A 16,154-nucleotide genomic window follows, 5' to 3' on the forward strand; every position below is an offset into this window, starting at 1 on the left:
CCATGACAGATTCGCCCCCTATTCTCGTTCTCGGCATCGGCAACCTGTGGCGCGGTGACGATGCGGCAGGCCGCCACGCGGCACAGCGGCTGGCGAAACAAATTTCCTCGCCCGCCGTCACGGTGCGGGAAGTGGAGGGCGAGGGCGCGGCGGTGATGGAGGCGCTGGAAGCACCCGACGCCGCCGTCCTGATCGACGCGGTGGAATCGGGCGCGACCCCCGGCACGGTGCACCGCTGGGACGTGAGCGCCGAAAGCATGAACGCCCGCTTCCTGCGTTGTTCGACCCACAACTTCAGCGTGCACGACGCAGTGGAGATGGCGCGCGCGCTTGGCAAACTGCCACCGCGCGTGGTCGTGTTCGGCATCGAGGGCAAAGCGTTCTCGCCGGGGCAGGGGATGTCCCCGGAAGTGGAAGCTTCGCTGGATGAACTCGCCGCCCAAGTGCTCGACCAGGTTCACACTCTCATGAAGGAAACCCGGCATGCATGAACAATCGCTGATGAACGACCTGATGCGCAAAATCCTGTCGGTCTCGCTGAACCACCAGAACGCGCGGGTGGTGGGATTGAACGTGAAGCTCGGGGCGCTGGCGCACATTTCGCCGGAACATTTTATGGAACATTTCCGGGATGCCGCGGCCGGGACCGTGGCCGAAGGCGCGCGGGTGAACATCGAGGTCGGCACCGACACCACCGACCCGCAGGCGCAGGAGATCTGGATCGAAAGCGTGGAACTGGAGGATCTCTCGGAGGATTCGTCGGGACATGGAAACCGGTGACATCACAACGCGCATCCGCATCACCCTGCGGGGCAAGGTGCAGGGCGTGGGCTTCCGTCCGTTCATCTACAACCTGGCCACGGACCTCAACCTCACGGGCTGGGTCGCCAACACGGGACAGGGGGTGGTGATCGATGCGGAAGGCCCGTTGTCCAATCTCGACGCCTTCCTTTATCGCATCGATGAGGAAAAACCCCCACTCGCTCACATCCAGGGTCTGGAACACACGTATCTCGACCCGGAGGGTTATGAAAATTTTGAAATCCGCGAAAGCTCCGACGGAACTGCAAAGTCGTTCTGGGTGCTTCCGGATATCGCCACCTGCGGCGACTGCCTGGAGGAAGTGTTCGATCCGCAAAACCGGCGTCACCGGTATCCCTTCACCAACTGCACGCGATGCGGCCCGCGGTTCAGCATCATGACCGCCCTTCCCTACGACCGGCCCAATACATCCATGCGTGTATTTGAAATGTGCGAGGCCTGCCTCGCCGAATACGAAGACCCGCAGAACCGCCGCTTCCACGCCCAGCCGAACGCCTGCCCCCGGTGCGGCCCACGGCTCTCTTACCTCGACGCCGCCGGAACCGGACTGGCCGCCGGAGACGACGCTTTGATGCGCGCGGTGGAAGTCTTGCGTGATGGATGCATCGTTGCGGTCAAGGGTCTCGGTGGATTCCACCTGATGGCCGACGCCACCAGCGAGGAGGCCATCGGCCAACTTAGAAAAAGCAAGCAGCGCGAAGAAAAGCCGCTGGCCGTCCTGTTCCCGGACCTGGAATCGGTCCAGCAAATATGCGACGTGTCCCCGATGGAACGGCGGGCGTTATTGTCACCGGAAACACCCATCGTTCTGCTCCACCGCAAAAACAACTCGCTTCCCGGCAACATCGCACCGGACAACCCGTACCTCGGCGTTCTGCTTCCAATGACCGCCCTGCATCATTTGATCGCACGCGAACTCGGTCGCCCGGTCATCGCCACCAGCGGCAACCTTTCGGAGGAAACCCTGTGCACGCAAAACGACGAGGCCCTGCAACGGTTGAACAAGATGGCCGACGGGTTTCTTGTGCATGACCGCGACATCGTCAACCATGTGGATGATTCCATCGTGCGGGTGGTGCTGGGGCGGGAGATGGTACTGCGCCGGGGGCGCGGCTTCGCACCCGCCACGTTTCCCATCACGCGGCACTGGGGGTTCGGCAGTGTGGACCTGCAGGTGCTGGCCGTGGGGCCGCACATGAAAAACACCGTCGCCCTGTACAAAAACGGAGAGATCGCGCTCAGCCAGCACATCGGCGACCTCGTATCGCCGCATTCGGTGACCACTTTCAAAAAAACGATCGATACGCTGACGCGGTTTTACGGGATCCAGCCGGAGTTGGTGGTGCACGACTTTCATCCCGACTACGCATCGACGCGCTATGCGGAAGACCGGGACCTGCCGCGCGATGCAGTGCAACATCATTTCGCGCACGTGCTGGCGTGCATGGTGGACAACGAGGTGCCGCCTCCGGCCCTCGGCGTCAGCTGGGACGGCACGGGGTACGGACTCGACCGCACGGTGTGGGGCGGCGAGTTTCTGCTGGTTACGGAAGAAGGGTTCTCACGCGAAGGGCATTTCCGTCCCTTCATGCTTCCCGGCGGGGAACAGGCGGTGCGCGAGCCGCGCCGCGCGGCGCTGGGCCTGCTTTATGAAATGCTGGGAGTGGAGGTGTTCGAACGCAACGACCTCATGAATTCATTGCGATGGAGTCCTCCCGAACGCGACGTGCTTTGCGGCATGCTGGAAAAACAAATGAACGCGCCCCGCACCTCCAGTGCCGGACGCCTGTTCGATGCGGTGTCGGCCCTGCTGGGACTCGGCCTGCACAACCGTTACGAAGGACAGGGGGCCATGCGGCTTGAATTCGCCACGGGAATTTTCCTGTCACCGGCGGAAAGCAAAACGGGCCCGGTCAGGTCCCCCGCCCGCGAACCGTGGATCAGCGAAGAGGAAATCGTCGGCTCGCCCCGCAACTCGGGAGGTCCATTTTCCATCGGCATTCCATGGTCCGACGAACGCTACACATTCAAAATCCTGGAAGTGGAGTCGGGGAAGTCTCCGGCGGAAGCCGTGCACCGGTACACTTACGTGGTGGACTGGCAACCGATGATCGAGGAGATTTTAAACGACCTCGCCCGGCACCGCGCGGTGAATGAAATCGCCACCACGTTTCATCATACGCTGGCGGACATCGTGGTGGGCATGGCGCAACTTGTGGGGGAGCCGCGCGTGGTGCTGAGCGGCGGCTGTTTTCAGAACCGGGTGCTGACGGAGATGACGGTGACGGCACTTCGCGAAGCGGGATTCCAGCCGTCCTGGCACCAGCGCATCCCGCCCAACGACGGCGGCGTGGCGGTGGGGCAAATCCTCGCCGCCCTGCAAAAAGAAGCTCCGAAAACGATAATGTGAAAGAAAACATGGATTCTTCGTCGCCTGCGGCTCCTCGGAATGACACGCTGGGGCCTGATTTGTCATTCTGAGCGCCAGCCAAGCATCTGTGGGTTTTTAAAATTGCCGCGCGAACATCGCCCCGGAACAGAGGGAACGAAAGAGGGAAGTTGGTGTTTATTATGTGTCTGGCCATACCGGGAAAAATCGAAAGCATCGAAGAAGGCGAGCCGTTGACGCGCAAAGGCCGCATTGACTTCGGCGGCATCGTGAAAGAAGCCTGGCTGTCCTACGTGCCGGAGGCGGAGGTGGGCGATTACGTGATCGTGCATGCCGGGTTCGCCATCAGCCGCGTCGATGAAGCCGAGGCGCACCGCGCCCTGAAGTACCTGGAAGAAATGGGCCGGCTCGATTCCCCGCCGCCGGAGGAGGAGTGACCCCATTATGAAATTCCTCGACGAATTTCGCGATCCGGAAGCCGCCCGGCGCCTCGCCGACGCTTTGCACAAAACCGTCACCCGACCGTGGCGCATCATGGAAGTCTGCGGCGGGCAGACGCACAGCATCGTCAAGCACGGCATCGACCAGCTGCTGCCCGAACCCATCGCGCTCGTGCACGGACCCGGCTGTCCGGTGTGCGTGACGCCGGTGGAGTTGATCGACCGCGCCATCGACATCGCTCAGCAACCGGGAGTGACACTCTGCTCGTTCGGCGACATGATGCGGGTGCCGGGAACCGGCCGCGACCTGCTGTCGGTGAAAGCGGCGGGCGGCGATGTGCGCATGGTGTATTCGCCGATGGATGCGGTCCAGCTGGCGGAAGAACAGCCCGCACGGCAGGTGGTTTTTTTCGCCGTGGGATTCGAGACCACCGCTCCCGCCAACGCCATGGCGGTGCACCAGGCCAAACTGCGCGGCCTCACAAATTTTTTCATGCTGGTGTCGCAGGTGCTGGTGCCGCCGGCGGTGGAATCGATCCTGCAATCGGAACAACACCGCATCGACGGGTTTCTGCTGGCGGGCCACGTGTGCACGGTGATGGGTTTCACCGAATACGAACCGATCGCCGAACGCTACCGGGTGCCGCTGGTGGTGACAGGGTTCGAGCCGGTGGACATCCTGCACGGCCTGTACCTGTGCGTGCGCCAACTGGAAAGCGGCCGCGCCGAGGTGGAAAACCAATACACGCGTTCGGTGACGCGCGGCGGCAACCATCCCGCGCAGGAGCTGATCCAGAAAGTGTTTCGCGTGGTGCCGCGCGCCTGGCGGGGCATCGGCGAAATCCCGGCCAGCGGCCTGGGCCTGACCCCGGAGTACTCAGCGTTCGACGCCGAACGGCGTTTCGGCATCGCTTCACCTCGCGTGGAAGAAAATACGGAGTGCATCAGCGGGCGCATTCTTCTGGGACTGGACAAGCCCTCGGACTGCCCGGCGTTCGGCACGCGCTGCACACCGGAAAAACCGCTGGGTGCGACCATGGTCAGCACCGAAGGCGCCTGCGCGGCCTATTACCGTTACCGCCCTTCATAAGGAGCGCACCGTGGACAAACCGGAACACCGTACTTTTGCCGATGGACTGCAATGCCCCGTTCCGTTGAACGACACTCCGCAGGTCCTGCTGGGGCATGGAGGCGGCGGACGGCTGATGCACCAGCTCATCGACACGATATTCGCCGCCGCGTTCGGCACGCAGGCGACCCAGCACGACGGCGCGGTGGTCCCGGTGAACGAAGGCGAACTCGCATTCACCACCGATTCCTACGTCGTGAATCCGCTGTTCTTTCCCGGCGGGGACATCGGCCGGCTCGCGGTGTGGGGAACGGTGAACGACCTGGCCATGTGCGGTGCGGTGCCGGATTCCCTGAGCGCGGGCTTCATCCTGGAAGAAGGACTTTCGATGGAAACGCTGTGGCAGGTGGTGCAGTCGATGCAACGCGCCGCGGAGAGAGCCGGGGTGCGCATCGTCACCGGCGACACCAAGGTGGTCGAGCGCGGCAAGGGCGACGGCATGTTCATCAACACCGCCGGGGTGGGGCGGGTGATCGCACCGCAACCTGTTGCTCCCGGCCGCGTTCAGGCCGGCGACGCGATTCTTCTTAACGGCGATGTCGGACGCCACGGCATGGCACTCGTGCAGGTGCGGGAAGGCCTGCGGTTCGAGTCGGCGATCGAAAGCGATTGCGCGCCCCTGCATGGCATGGTGCGCGACCTGATCGAAGGCGGCATCGACGTGCATTGCCTGCGCGACCTGACGCGCGGCGGACTGGCCACGGCGCTGGTGGAAATCGCCAAAGCCTCCTCGTTGCCCTTGGCTCTGGAGGAAACGAAGATCGGGGTGACCGACGCGGTGCGCGGCGCGTGCGAGCTTTTGGGATTCGATCCGCTTTACGTCGCCAACGAGGGACGGTGCGTGGCGTTCGTTCCGGAAGAGCAGGCGGAGCCGGCACTTCGGATCATGCGACGGCACGAAACCGGACGCCACGCGGCACGCATCGGCACTGTGGAAAAGGAAGAGGCGCGCGGACGCGTCACCCTGCACAGTGCCTTCGGCACCACGCGCCTGCTCGACATGCTGAGCGGCGACCAGCTGCCGCGCATCTGCTAGCGGATTCCACTTTCACGCAATTTCAATAATCCACATCGGTGTAGAACAGGCCGGAGGCGTTGAGTCCGTTGGCTTTCACCGAGGCCGCCACACTCTCCGCCCAGGGCAGGTGACCCGCCACCCACGGCAGCAAACCGAATGCGAACACCAACAGCAACACCACCCCCAATAAAAAATTGCGGACGCTGCCCGGGAGGGTTTCGTTGATTTGCGTTTTCATATCTGGGCCGTGATCTCCGGAAAGACAATGAAGAACATCAGGTACGCCATCGCCAGAGTCAGGATCAGGTTCAACGTCTGCCCGCACAGGTACAGGATGAGCGGTTTGCCCTTGTGAAAGTAATGGCCAAGCTCGCGGAAGTCAGTGGCGAGCCCGATGCTGACAAACGCAAGACAGAAAAACCAGCCGCGGCCGATCTTCGTCCAGCCCTTGATGACGCCGTCGGTGATCATCGCCTCCCCCACGCCGGGTCCGAGTCCGCTGTAAATCGACGACACCAGGATCGAGGCGAACACGAAACCGATGACGAACTTGGGAAAACGATGCCAGATTTCCATGAGGCCGGGACGCGGCCGCGCGGGATCGCGTTCCACCTTCGTCACCCAGTACAGCGCGACGCAGAAGGCGATGACGCCGATGAGGATGTTCTGGATCATCTTCACCGTGGCGGCGACGTACAACGCGCGGTCGCTCAGGAACGCCCCGGCCGCGGCCACGGCGCCGGTGGCGTCGATCGTCCCGCCCATCCACGCTCCGCCCAGCACGTGGTCCATTCCGAACGCGAGGATGATGTTCGGCATCACCACCATCATGACTGAAGTGAACACCAGCGACAGGCCGACGGCGAGGGTCAGCTCTTCCTTCTTCGCCCGGCAGGCGGCGGCGGTGGCGATGGCCGCAGAAACGCCGCACACCGACATGTCCGCGCTGATCGTCATGTTGAGGGTTTTCGATTCGATCTTCAACACGCGCTGACCGAACCAGTAGGTGGTGATCAAGACAACCGGCGTCACCACCCACGCGACGAACAGGCCCGGCAGGCCGATGGTCAATACCTTGCTGAACAGAATCTCCGCACCGAGCAGGACCAGTCCCGTTTTGATGAAATACTCCACCTGCACCGCGGGCTTCACCCACTCCGGAGTGCCAAGCGTGTTGCTGATGAGCAGGCCCAGCAGAATCGCCCACGCCGCGTAACCGATGCCGAGCGACTTGATGTCCGCCTGCGCCGCAAAGAAAAACGCCAGCACCGCCAGCATGAAAATGAAAGCGAAGCCTTTCAGAAATGCCAGGCCGTTGCCGTTCATCACCTGCATGCCGAGCGCAAACAGAAGCGCGATGGCAAGACCGGTAGCGAGGAGGTATGGAATCTGGTTGTACGCCTTCGCTTTGGTTTTCTTTTTGGCTGCGGCGACGTTGCGCAGGTGATCGCGGTATTTTTGAATCGCGTCTTTCGCCTGAGCGTTGAGCGCCGCGTCGTTGAAGCCCGCCGACCCGGCGCTCTGTTCAGCCTGCTGCGCGGCGGCCTTCAACGTTTCCGATTCGGCTTTCAAGGCTTCGTACTTTTTCTTCCCCAGAGCGGCTTTGGTCTTTGCACGTTCTTCGGAGAGAAAAAACGCATCCAGAGGATTGTCCGACCACTTGTGCGGTTTGCCGGTCCACTGCTTGATGGTTTTGGCGTACGGTTCGCCGGTGGCTTTCAACGCCGATTTCGCATCATCAGCTTCAAACCAGGCGAGCGTGCGGAACGGCGCGCGCTTCGACTCCTTTTCCAGAACGGCGCTGGCTTCCGCGATTTTGGAGTCGAGTCCGGCGGGAGGATTCGGCAGGTACACAACAAGCCCGACGAACAGCAGGAACAGTCCCAGCCAGATGGCCCAGCAGTCCTCGGTCTTCCACAGGTCGCTCCACCGGCTTTCGGCTTTGTCGACGACGTAATCGGTCTGGCCGTTGGAGGCGGGATCGGACATGGTGCTTGAATGGAACCTTGCGATGGGGTTATCAATTGGTGGACAAATTTTAAATCACCGGCTCCGCTTATCCAACCTGAATTGAGCGTGCGCTTTTTTCGGACAGTGCCCCGGCGCAAAGGAACCGGAGAAGGATCCATCCGCCTCCCATGCAATGGGTGGGCGGGGCCCGCGTCAGGCAAGAGAAACTTTCATAACGGGCCCGGCGATCATCGCAGAAACCATCAGGCAGTACCCATATTCCTCCCCACGCAGTGGGGTGATACAATGCCGCTATGAAAATCCTGATTTACGGAGCCGGGGCGGTGGGACTCGGGATCGCGTCCTGCCTGGTGAAGACGGGGCATCGGGTCGATGTGGTCGGCCGCGCGCAAACGGTGGAGGCCCTGCGCCAGCATGGCCTCACGCGCACGGGACTGTTCGGCGAGGTCCAGGCGCCGTCGTCCGCCTTCGGCGCGGTGGCGTCGGTAACCGAACTCAAAAACACCGCTTACGATTTCATCCTCGTCTGCACCAAGTCGTTCGACACCGACCAGGCGGCACGGGAACTGGCAGCGGTTGCGTTCATAAAAGATGCCCGCACCCCGTTCGTGCTGTGCCAGAACGGCTGGGGCAATGCGGAGATCTTCGCGCAACACTTTCCTGAAGAGCGCGTGAAGAGCGCGCGCGTCATCACCGGCTTCACCCGTCCGGAACCGCATCACGTCGATGTCACCGTGCACGCCGACACCATGCACATCGGTTCGTTGTTCGACGAGGCCGTGGACGATTTGAAACCGTTGAGCGAAGCGATCGACGGCGGCGGCCTGCCCTCGGCGGTGACCAGGACGGTGGGACGCGACCTGTGGGCGAAGATGTTGTACAACTGCATGCTGAACGGATTGAGCACGCTGTTCGACGTGCCGTACGGACTGCTCGGCGAATCGCCCGACACGCGGCGGCTGATGGACGCCCTCGCGCGCGAGGTGTTCGCCGTCATGCAGGAGGCGGGGTACCGCACGCACTGGGAGTCGGTGGACGGCTACCTCGACACCTTTTACAAAAAGCAACTGCCCGCAACCTACCGTCACATCCCTTCCATGCTGCAGGACCTGCGCGCCGGCAAACGCACCGAGATCGACGCCCTGAACGGCGCGGTGATGAGGCTGGGCGAACAGCACGGCGTCCCGGTGCCGCACAACACGCAGGTGTACCACCTCATCCGCTTCGCGGAAACCAAACGGGAATTGAAAGCTTGATTGACAGGGGGAACGCCGAAAAGCAAAAAGCCGTCCGCCGCGATGCAGTGCGGGGACGGCTTTTCTGTATCTGGCTCCGGAGACAGGACTCGAACCTGTAACACAGCGGTTAACAGCCGCTTGCGCTACCATTGCGCCACTCCGGAATGGTAGTTTCGGGATCGGGTGCTTCTGAAAACCCCATAATTTACGCAATTATACCCGACCGGTCAAGTCAAAACCACCCCCTGCGGGGGAAGCAGACTTTCCCATTCAAAATCAGATAATCGGCCATGCAAATTGGGCGAACGATGGTCGGGGGAAAGGCAACGGAGGCCCTTTGACAAAGGTTTGGACCGCTTTGCGTGCAGGTCGAACGATGATCGGTGGGTACAATTCAACCTATAGATTCTTCGCTCACGCTCAGAATGACAACTGACAGGGAACCCCCCCCTGGCCCCCCTCACAAGGGGGAACCGGGTTGCACCCGGAGGCGGCGGGATCGATCTAGCATTGCGCTCGCGGACTCTCGTTCGCGGCACCCCGCATTCGCCCATTCGCTGTGGACCACGCCCGCTAGTCGGAAAACTTCATCTCGGTGCGGCCTTCCAATGATTTCGACAGGGTCACGGGGTCGGCGTATTCGATGTCGCCGCCCACCGGCAGCCCGCGCGCGATGCGGGTGACGCGCACGTTGTATCCCTTCATCATGCGCGCGATGAACACGGCGGTGCTCTCGCCTTCCATGTCCGGGTTGGTGGCGAGGATGATTTCCTTTATCTCGCGCGTCTCGGTCTTGGCCTTCAACTCGCCGATGGTGAGGTCCGCCGGGCCGATGCCGTCGAGCGGCGAGATCACCCCCATCAGCACGTGGTACTCGCCTCTGAAGTCGCCGACGTTCTCCATCACGTACACGTCGTACGGTTCCTCGACGACGCAGATGACGCCGTGGTCGCGGCGGGTGTCGGAGCAGATGTCGCACAGTTCCTTGTCGCTGATGCCGTGACAGTTTTTGCACAGCACGATCTTCTCTTTTATGTTGACGACGGCGCGCGACAGTTTCTCCGCCTGCTCTTTCGGCCCGCGCATGAGGTAGAACGACAGGCGTTCGGCGGTCTTCTGCCCGATGCCGGGCAGCCGCTTGAGCTCTTCGATGAGTTCCGTGACGGGTGCGGGACGCTTCATGCTTGCGGGGGCGGAAACAGGCCGGGGATGTTCAGGCCGCCGGTGATCTTGCCCATCTCTTCCTGTGACAGGGCCTGCACCTTGCGGTGGACTTCGTTGATCGCACCCGTGACGAGGTCTTCCAGGATGGCGCGGTCCTGCATGTTGATCAATTCTTCGTCGATGTGCACCGACAGGATTTCGTTGAGGCCGTTGGCGGTGATCTTCACCATGCCGCCGCCGGCGGAGGCCTCGACGGTCTTGCCTGCGAGCTCGCTCTGCATCTCGGCCATCTTTTCCTGGATGGCCTGCGCGTTTTTCATGAGGTCGCCGAATTTACCGAACATGATGAGTTCCTTTTGCGTTTAACGAATGACGATGCCGCCGAAAATATCGAGGGCGTCTTTCAGGATTTCCTCTTCCGACGGACTGCCTTTTTTATCGTAACGTTTTGCCGTTTTTTTTTGAGCCGTGCCCTCGGGTGCCGCGCTGGGTGCCGCTGCCGCGACCGGTGCTGCGGGTGCGTCGCTTGCGTCCGCGCCGTTGCCGTCGTTGCCGTTGGCGATGTCGAGCTGGATCGGGATGCCTGCGCGCCCGCACACCGCCTGCGCCGCGTCGCGGATCACTTCCAGGTTTTCCTCTTTGCCCACCAGGTCGCGGGTGTACGGATCCGGAAAGCGGAGGTGCAAACCGTCTTCACCGAGTGCCACCACCGTGCAGTTGTCGAGGAAGGTGCCGAGCGACCGTTTCTTCTCGCTGGCCAGCGCGCGAATCTGCTCCCACTGCGATCCTGCCGGGGCGCTGGGTGCCCTGGCCACGGGCGGGGCGGAGGGCGCAGGCTCACTGGACGGCACCGGCACGGAAACGGAGGCCGGTTGGGTCGCAACAGGCGCAGCCTGCGGCGTCACCACCGCGGCTCCGGCCGAGGACGGAACGGGTGCGGCGCCACCTGCGGCGTTGATCTTCTGGATCAACTGGTCGATCTCCTGGTACGGACGGACGTCGGTGAGACGCAACACCGCCATCTCGAAAATCAGGCGCGGCAGGGAACCCCGTTTCATGTCCATCTCCGCACGCGACAGCACGGTGAACATTTGCTGCAGTTGGTCCGTCTCCAGGGGGCCCGCCTGTTTCTTCAGCGTTTCGATGTCGCAGGTGCGGGTGCTGACCAGCGTTTCGGGTTTGGCCGAAACCTTGACGAACATCAGGTTGCGCACGTATTCGATGAGGTCGCGGCAGAACAGGCTCAGGTCCTTGCCGCGGTCGGCGACTTCCTGCACCAGACCCAGCAGCGCCGCGGCATCGCCTGCGATGACGCGGTCCATGAACTGTTCGAGGATGCCCTGGCCGACGATGCCCAACACCGACTCCACCGACGCGTGGTCCACCTCGCGCCCGGCGAAGGCGATCACCTGGTCGAGCAGGCTCTGTGCGTCGCGCATGCTCCCGGCGCCGTTGGTGGCGATTTCTTCCAAGCTTTTCTGGTCGATGGCGATGTTGTCTTTTTTGCAGATGAGTTCGAGCTGGGCGCAGATCTGCGCATGGTTGAGCGGCTTGAACTCGAAACACTGGCACCGCGACAGGATGGTTTCCGGAATCTTGATGAGTTCCGTCGTCGCGAACAGGAACACCACCTGCGGCGGCGGTTCCTCCAGCGTTTTCAAAAGCGCGTTGAAGGCGCTGCGGCTCAGCATGTGCACTTCGTCGATGATGTACACCTTGAAGCGGCACGACGACGTGCTGTACTGCACGTTCTCGATGAGGTCGCGCACTTCGGCGACGCCGTTGTTCGACGCGCCGTCGATCTCCAGCACGTCGAGGCTGTTGCCTTCGCGGATTTCGATGCAATGGGTGCAGGTGTCGCAGGGTTCGGGCGTGGGACCCTGCTCGCAATTGAGCGCTTTCGCCAGCAGGCGCGCGGTGGTGGTTTTGCCGACGCCGCGCGTGCCGGAAAACAGGTAGGCGTGCGCGATGCGGTCCAGCTCGATGGCGTTTTTCAGGGTGCGGACAATATGCTCCTGCCCGATCAGCTCCGAAAATTTCTGCGGACGCCATTTGCGCGCCGAGACCTGGTAATCCATGCGTGACGACCTGCGGAGGGGACCAGCGGACGCTGGGGAAAATTCAAGGCAGAATTGTTGGGGAACTCACAGCACCCAAGGAAACTTGCTACCGTTGCTTCCTTCCGGACCTGGCGGGGTTTACAAGACCTCGTTGCGTGAGGCCCAACAAAACTGCCAAATTCTTTCGACCATCTTATGCCAAAACGGCACCCGATTCCAACCTTAATCCGGCAGAACCCGGGAGCAACGGCCTGAATTCAAAAAGGCTTTTAAATCCCGTCGTTTCTCACCTCTCATCGGGCTTTCAGTCCCCATGGTAAAGGGGGGTGCCCATCGACTTGCGTCCACTACCAGACATAGAGCACCCAAAAAAGAATGGTCTCTCTGTTCTATCAAAACTCCAACAATAAGAAAAACAATACTATTATAAAATAGGTGTGAAGGCGAATAGTGTACCAGATAGCAGGAGACTATTCGCCATAGCTCACCCGAAAAAACAGCATTGCGGTCATAAATAAACAGGCTTTCCAAAGAAGGCGTAAAGTAAACCGCCAGGCTCGCCACAGTAATTCCACAGGTCCATGCTGGGATTTTAGTCATGGCATCGTTTTATTCCGATTTACATACAAACCCAATGCGATCATCAAACTGAGAAGCACGAAGTAAATATCCAAACTCCCCATGCCTGTATATCAGGGGTTGCGTATCACTTTAAAAGATTCCGGCGATTCTTTGATCTTCTCCTTAAAAAGATTCAACTGCTCATTCAAATTGACGATCAAGTCTTTGGAAGCCTCATTAAATCCTTCCATCCTGTCCAAGCGACTTTGCTCTGAAAGATTAACCGGGGTCGCTTTACTTTTTATATGGCTTAAACCCGGCGCCCGGAAAAGCATCTTACGGCTTTTGATGTCATATACGACTGCATCCAGCATGGTGTGGGTATCATTTTTCTCGCCCTTAACCGCATACATACCAATGACCGTCCAGTAATAAATAGAATTGAAATCTTCATCCGAAAATTGTGTTTGATCATAGGACAACAGGACTATGACATCGATACCGTACATGGTTTTGATCTGATCGAGATTGGTGAAACTTCCATTTGGTTTTAAATAGGCAGATGGAATCAATTCAATGGATTTGACAAAATCGTATTGCTTGAAATGCGCCGCGACTTCTTTCATGAGCATCATCTTGTCTTTTTCAGTAAAGCTTTCCGGTCCGTAGTTTCCGATGAGACCTGATTGCTGGGCATGGACTGATCGACGGACCTCAATTGAACTGCCAGGAACAAAAGAGATACCCACCCGCAAGGGCAACGACAGAGTTGGAATGGAGGGAGACTCTATTTTAGAATCTTCGTTCGGATATAAATACTGAACAACACTGGTTTTTTGATGACTTGAAGTGGCACATCCAACCAGCGCAAGCTGAAATACAATCAGGGTAAAAAAAACTATTTTATGTTTGAGCATATCCTTACCCTCCCGCCAGATTAATGGGTTTGTAATACCGGCTCGAGATTGCGCTTTAGATATACTTTCACATGTAATTTCAAACTGTGAACTTGCGTTCACTCTCAACCTATTGCCACCCCCACTAGAGGGTCAACCGGTTTTCTCTTCGTAGAGGAGAGCGGAGAGGGAGGGATTCGAACCCTCGGTAGGGGTCACCTACACACGCTTTCCAAGCGTGCGCCTTCAACCGCTCGGCCACCTCTCCTTGTTTCGGAATTTAGAGGAAACGGGTTGTCATTAAGATTGGGCTGGGGGACCATCGATGCGCCCACCGGGCATTACCCCGTTACCCGTTCCCTGTATAGGAACGGAGAGGGTGGGATTCGAACCCACGGTACCCGGAGGGTACAGCTGATTTCGAGTCAACCGCCTTCGACCACTCGGCCACCTCTCCCAAGGAAAAAATAAGTACGCCCAAGAGGACTCGAACCTCCGACCTACGGTTCCGCAAACCGTCGCTCTATCCAGCTGAGCTATGGGCGCATGATCTTTTAAAATTCGAATGTCGTGTTAATTGGCTTCCGCCGCCATGCCTGGCGCGGTCAACCTACGGATTCCGGAATGAAATCCATCAACTGCAAACTGTAGCGCGGATGCTCGAACGCGTACATCGCCGGGTACATGGCAAACGCCCATCCGTCGAAAATCAGGTTGCCGCTGTCGGTGATGACCAGCCGGACCGCCGGGTTCTGCAACTCGTTGCCCTTCGACGTGATCTCGGATCCGGTCAGTACGAAGTTGGGCAGAAACGCGCCCGTCGTGACCGTGATGCCGCTCGTGCCCAGGGGGAAACTGTCCCCGAGGGTCACCGTTTTCGTTTCACTTTTCTCGTCGTCGGTCTTGTCGCGGACCAGTATTTTAACCGCTTTCCATTTTCCTTCAACTGTTTTCGGCACCACCAGCTTGCGGTTCACCTTTTCCGCCTGCTCGAGGTCCGGGTGTCCCTCCACTTCGGTGGCAGAGCCCTCGGCCATCTGCTGGTCGGTCAGAGGCGGGGCCTCACGCGAGAACGAGCCTTCCACGTCCTGCGGTTTTTCGTTGAGCGCCGCGACGTCCACCGCGCCTGCGGTGTCCTTGCCGTCGGAGTCGCCCATGGAGCAGGCCGCGCCGAGAAAAGCGATTACCATAGCAAGGACCGCGGTCCGAAACAATGATTTCATTGAAGTTTTCACAAATAACCTTCCCGCCCCGGCTGGAACCCGGTGGCAACGGAATTTCTTATTCAATAAAACGATTTGGTAGAGCCACTTTACCAGAAACCGGGAGCCCCCGTCCACAAATCTCAAGTGGTTGAATAAAAAGGAATGGTCGCCCGCCGAAGTGAATTGGGGCGTGGCGTTTTCTCCGTCGATGTGCGGGCCGGGTAAGACAGGGATTGCTGATCTGCACTTGCTATGAATTCTCCAGCACGATTTTTCCGGTGTGCTTGTTGCTGGCGAACAGGGCGTGCGCTTCGTTCGCCTCGGCATAGCGAAACCGTTTCTCGTGGAGGAGGGGTTTCAGTTTTCCCGAATCGGCCAGCCGGGCCACCACGCTCAGGATGTGACCGTGGTCGGCGCGCTTCTCGCCCGTGATCATTGGCAACAGCATGAAGACCAGGTGCAGGGACAATCCCTTGACGTGCATGTTCGTCAGGTCGTGCGTGTTCTGGCCGATGATCGACACCACGCGGCCCCACGGCGCGGCGGCCTCCAAAGATTTGTCGAGGGTGGCTCCCCCGACCGTGTCGTAGATCACATCGAACCCCTTGCCGCCGGTCAGGCGCTTCACGTAATCCGCCACGCTTTCATCGCGGTAGAAAATGATATCGTCTGCGCCGAGGCTTTTGGCGAGGTCGGCCTTGTCCTGGGTGGAGACGGTGGTGGCCACGCGCAGTCCGCGTGTTTTGGCCAGTTGAATGGCAATGTGCCCGACCCCGCCCACTCCCGCGTGCACCAGCAGGGTGTCGTCCTGCGCGATTTTGGCGCGGTCGAACAGGCCTTCCCACGCGGTGATGCTGACCAGGGGCAGGGCGGCGGATTCCGCAAAGCCCAGGGTGGTGGGTTTTTTGGCGATCAGGTTGGCGTCCGCCAGCATGAAATCGGCGAGTGCCCCGTTCAGGTTTCCGGCCTGACCCTTCAGCCCTCCGGCGCACCCGTACACTTCGTCGCCCACTTGAAAATCGCTGACCCCGGCACCGACTTCGGCGACGACGCCCGCGACATCCATATGCAGGATGGCGGGCAGGTCCGGATTGATACCCAGGTCGGCGGTCAGGATTTTGTGGTCGACCGGGTTGAGGCTGGTGGCCCGGGTTTCGATCAGCACATGGCCGGGCTGGACGGCGGGTTTGGCGGCTTCGCCCTCGACAAACTTGGCGGACTCGCCGTATTCATGCACCAGGTAGGCTTTCATGAGTCACAA

General features: G+C 60.1%; 16 protein-coding genes, 4 tRNA genes and 1 other RNA gene. 7 read left to right on the forward strand and 14 right to left on the reverse strand.

All coding sequences use genetic code 11. The features are described 5' to 3' along the window. Positions 1 to 2 precede the first annotated feature (2 nt). The 6 genes from ACTRW9_RS04315 to hypE all read left to right on the forward strand — a co-directional run bounded on the left by ACTRW9_RS04315 (position 3) and on the right by hypE (position 5,816). Positions 3 to 491, forward strand: a complete 489-nt coding sequence (locus ACTRW9_RS04315; protein ID WP_442428422.1) for a hydrogenase maturation protease — start codon at positions 3 to 5, stop codon at positions 489 to 491. Then, positions 484 to 780: a hydrogenase/urease maturation nickel metallochaperone HypA gene (locus ACTRW9_RS04320; RefSeq protein ID WP_442428423.1), complete on the forward strand. Its 297-nt coding sequence runs from the start codon at positions 484 to 486 to the stop codon at positions 778 to 780. Before ACTRW9_RS04315 ends, ACTRW9_RS04320 begins: the two co-directional genes overlap by 8 nt. Beyond that, positions 767 to 3,232: a carbamoyltransferase HypF gene (gene hypF, locus ACTRW9_RS04325; protein ID WP_442428424.1), complete on the forward strand. Its 2,466-nt coding sequence runs from the start codon at positions 767 to 769 to the stop codon at positions 3,230 to 3,232. Before ACTRW9_RS04320 ends, hypF begins: the two co-directional genes overlap by 14 nt. A 161-nt stretch (positions 3,233 to 3,393) precedes the next feature. After that, positions 3,394 to 3,648, forward strand: coding sequence for a HypC/HybG/HupF family hydrogenase formation chaperone (locus tag ACTRW9_RS04330; protein ID WP_442428425.1), 255 nt, complete (start codon positions 3,394 to 3,396; stop codon positions 3,646 to 3,648). A gap of 7 nt (positions 3,649 to 3,655) precedes the next feature. Continuing rightward, positions 3,656 to 4,741, forward strand: a complete 1,086-nt coding sequence (hypD, locus tag ACTRW9_RS04335) for a hydrogenase formation protein HypD (RefSeq protein WP_442428426.1) — start codon at positions 3,656 to 3,658, stop codon at positions 4,739 to 4,741. A 10-nt stretch (positions 4,742 to 4,751) separates the two neighbouring features. Further along, positions 4,752 to 5,816 carry a hydrogenase expression/formation protein HypE gene (gene hypE / locus ACTRW9_RS04340; RefSeq protein WP_442428427.1) on the forward strand — a complete coding sequence of 355 codons (1,065 nt, stop codon included), beginning with the start codon at positions 4,752 to 4,754 and terminating at the stop codon, positions 5,814 to 5,816. Between the two features lie 22 nt (positions 5,817 to 5,838). Here the strand turns inward: hypE and ACTRW9_RS04345 are convergent, their stop codons facing one another. Then, entirely contained in the window at positions 5,839 to 6,036 is a 198-nt protein-coding gene (locus tag ACTRW9_RS04345; protein ID WP_442428428.1) for a hypothetical protein, read from the reverse strand. Further along, positions 6,033 to 7,787, reverse strand: coding sequence for a YeiH family protein (locus ACTRW9_RS04350; protein ID WP_442428429.1), 1,755 nt, complete (start codon positions 7,785 to 7,787; stop codon positions 6,033 to 6,035). Before ACTRW9_RS04350 ends, ACTRW9_RS04345 begins: the two co-directional genes overlap by 4 nt. A 275-nt stretch (positions 7,788 to 8,062) precedes the next feature. On the opposite strand from ACTRW9_RS04350, the gene ACTRW9_RS04355 reads away from it, so the two are divergent. Continuing rightward, complete coding sequence (locus ACTRW9_RS04355; RefSeq protein ID WP_442428430.1) at positions 8,063 to 9,025, forward strand: ketopantoate reductase family protein; 963 nt, start codon at positions 8,063 to 8,065, stop codon at positions 9,023 to 9,025. A 71-nt stretch (positions 9,026 to 9,096) separates the two neighbouring features. Here ACTRW9_RS04355 and ACTRW9_RS04360 read toward each other — a convergent pair. The 12 genes from ACTRW9_RS04360 to ACTRW9_RS04415 form a co-directional block, all read right to left on the reverse strand. Next, positions 9,097 to 9,171, reverse strand: a tRNA-Asn gene (locus ACTRW9_RS04360). A gap of 409 nt (positions 9,172 to 9,580) precedes the next feature. Then, positions 9,581 to 10,189, reverse strand: a complete 609-nt coding sequence (gene recR, locus ACTRW9_RS04365; protein WP_442428431.1) for a recombination mediator RecR — start codon at positions 10,187 to 10,189, stop codon at positions 9,581 to 9,583. Then, positions 10,186 to 10,515 carry a YbaB/EbfC family nucleoid-associated protein gene (locus tag ACTRW9_RS04370; RefSeq protein WP_442426914.1) on the reverse strand — a complete coding sequence of 110 codons (330 nt, stop codon included), beginning with the start codon at positions 10,513 to 10,515 and terminating at the stop codon, positions 10,186 to 10,188. The genes recR and ACTRW9_RS04370 overlap by 4 nt, the downstream gene beginning before the upstream one ends. Positions 10,516 to 10,533: 18 nt before the next feature. Continuing rightward, complete coding sequence (gene dnaX / locus ACTRW9_RS04375) at positions 10,534 to 12,249, reverse strand: DNA polymerase III subunit gamma/tau (RefSeq protein ID WP_442428432.1); 1,716 nt, start codon at positions 12,247 to 12,249, stop codon at positions 10,534 to 10,536. Between the two features lie 52 nt (positions 12,250 to 12,301). Further along, positions 12,302 to 12,399: signal recognition particle sRNA small type (ffs, locus tag ACTRW9_RS04380), an RNA gene on the reverse strand. Between the two features lie 54 nt (positions 12,400 to 12,453). Beyond that, positions 12,454 to 12,831 (reverse strand): rhomboid family intramembrane serine protease, encoded by a 378-nt coding sequence (locus ACTRW9_RS04385; RefSeq protein ID WP_442428433.1) that lies wholly within the window; start codon positions 12,829 to 12,831, stop codon positions 12,454 to 12,456. Between the two features lie 92 nt (positions 12,832 to 12,923). Beyond that, positions 12,924 to 13,709, reverse strand: a complete 786-nt coding sequence (gene rhlP, locus ACTRW9_RS04390; RefSeq protein ID WP_442428434.1) for a rhombotarget lipoprotein — start codon at positions 13,707 to 13,709, stop codon at positions 12,924 to 12,926. A gap of 161 nt (positions 13,710 to 13,870) precedes the next feature. Then, positions 13,871 to 13,956, reverse strand: a tRNA-Ser gene (locus ACTRW9_RS04395). 103 nt (positions 13,957 to 14,059) lie between these two features. Then, a tRNA-Ser gene (locus tag ACTRW9_RS04400) sits at positions 14,060 to 14,145 on the reverse strand. 15 nt (positions 14,146 to 14,160) lie between these two features. Then, positions 14,161 to 14,234 (reverse strand) — tRNA-Arg (locus tag ACTRW9_RS04405). Positions 14,235 to 14,293: 59 nt separating this feature from the next. Continuing rightward, the gene (locus tag ACTRW9_RS04410) at positions 14,294 to 14,878 is read right to left on the reverse strand and encodes a DUF2155 domain-containing protein (RefSeq protein WP_442426916.1); all 585 of its coding nucleotides are present in this window, start codon (positions 14,876 to 14,878) and stop codon (positions 14,294 to 14,296) included. A 265-nt stretch (positions 14,879 to 15,143) separates the two neighbouring features. After that, positions 15,144 to 16,145, reverse strand: coding sequence for a zinc-dependent alcohol dehydrogenase family protein (locus ACTRW9_RS04415; protein ID WP_442428435.1), 1,002 nt, complete (start codon positions 16,143 to 16,145; stop codon positions 15,144 to 15,146). Positions 16,146 to 16,154 lie beyond the last annotated feature (9 nt).

The sequence above is a fragment of the Nitrospina sp. 32_T5 genome, assembly GCF_052156635.1.
Classification (GTDB): domain Bacteria; phylum Nitrospinota; class Nitrospinia; order Nitrospinales; family Nitrospinaceae; genus Nitrospina.

Bases quoted from the DNA above. Each gene is read 5' to 3' on its own strand.
- ACTRW9_RS04320 (WP_442428423.1), top strand. From the start codon at position 484: ATGCATGAACAATCGCTGATGAACGACCTGATGCGCAAAATCCTGTCG.
- ACTRW9_RS04330 (WP_442428425.1), top strand. From the start codon at position 3,394: ATGTGTCTGGCCATACCGGGAAAAATCGAAAGCATCGAAGAAGGCGAG.
- ACTRW9_RS04355 (WP_442428430.1), top strand. From the start codon at position 8,063: ATGAAAATCCTGATTTACGGAGCCGGGGCGGTGGGACTCGGGATCGCG.
- ACTRW9_RS04315 (WP_442428422.1), top strand. From the start codon at position 3: ATGACAGATTCGCCCCCTATTCTCGTTCTCGGCATCGGCAACCTGTGG.
- recR (WP_442428431.1), bottom strand. From the start codon at position 10,189: ATGAAGCGTCCCGCACCCGTCACGGAACTCATCGAAGAGCTCAAGCGG.
- hypF (WP_442428424.1), top strand. From the start codon at position 767: ATGGAAACCGGTGACATCACAACGCGCATCCGCATCACCCTGCGGGGC.
- dnaX (WP_442428432.1), bottom strand. From the start codon at position 12,249: ATGGATTACCAGGTCTCGGCGCGCAAATGGCGTCCGCAGAAATTTTCG.
- ACTRW9_RS04345 (WP_442428428.1), bottom strand. From the start codon at position 6,036: ATGAAAACGCAAATCAACGAAACCCTCCCGGGCAGCGTCCGCAATTTT.
- ACTRW9_RS04415 (WP_442428435.1), bottom strand. From the start codon at position 16,145: ATGAAAGCCTACCTGGTGCATGAATACGGCGAGTCCGCCAAGTTTGTC.
- ACTRW9_RS04385 (WP_442428433.1), bottom strand. From the start codon at position 12,831: ATGACTAAAATCCCAGCATGGACCTGTGGAATTACTGTGGCGAGCCTG.
- ACTRW9_RS04410 (WP_442426916.1), bottom strand. From the start codon at position 14,878: ATGGTAATCGCTTTTCTCGGCGCGGCCTGCTCCATGGGCGACTCCGAC.
- hypD (WP_442428426.1), top strand. From the start codon at position 3,656: ATGAAATTCCTCGACGAATTTCGCGATCCGGAAGCCGCCCGGCGCCTC.
- ACTRW9_RS04350 (WP_442428429.1), bottom strand. From the start codon at position 7,787: ATGTCCGATCCCGCCTCCAACGGCCAGACCGATTACGTCGTCGACAAA.
- rhlP (WP_442428434.1), bottom strand. From the start codon at position 13,709: ATGCTCAAACATAAAATAGTTTTTTTTACCCTGATTGTATTTCAGCTT.
- ACTRW9_RS04370 (WP_442426914.1), bottom strand. From the start codon at position 10,515: ATGTTCGGTAAATTCGGCGACCTCATGAAAAACGCGCAGGCCATCCAG.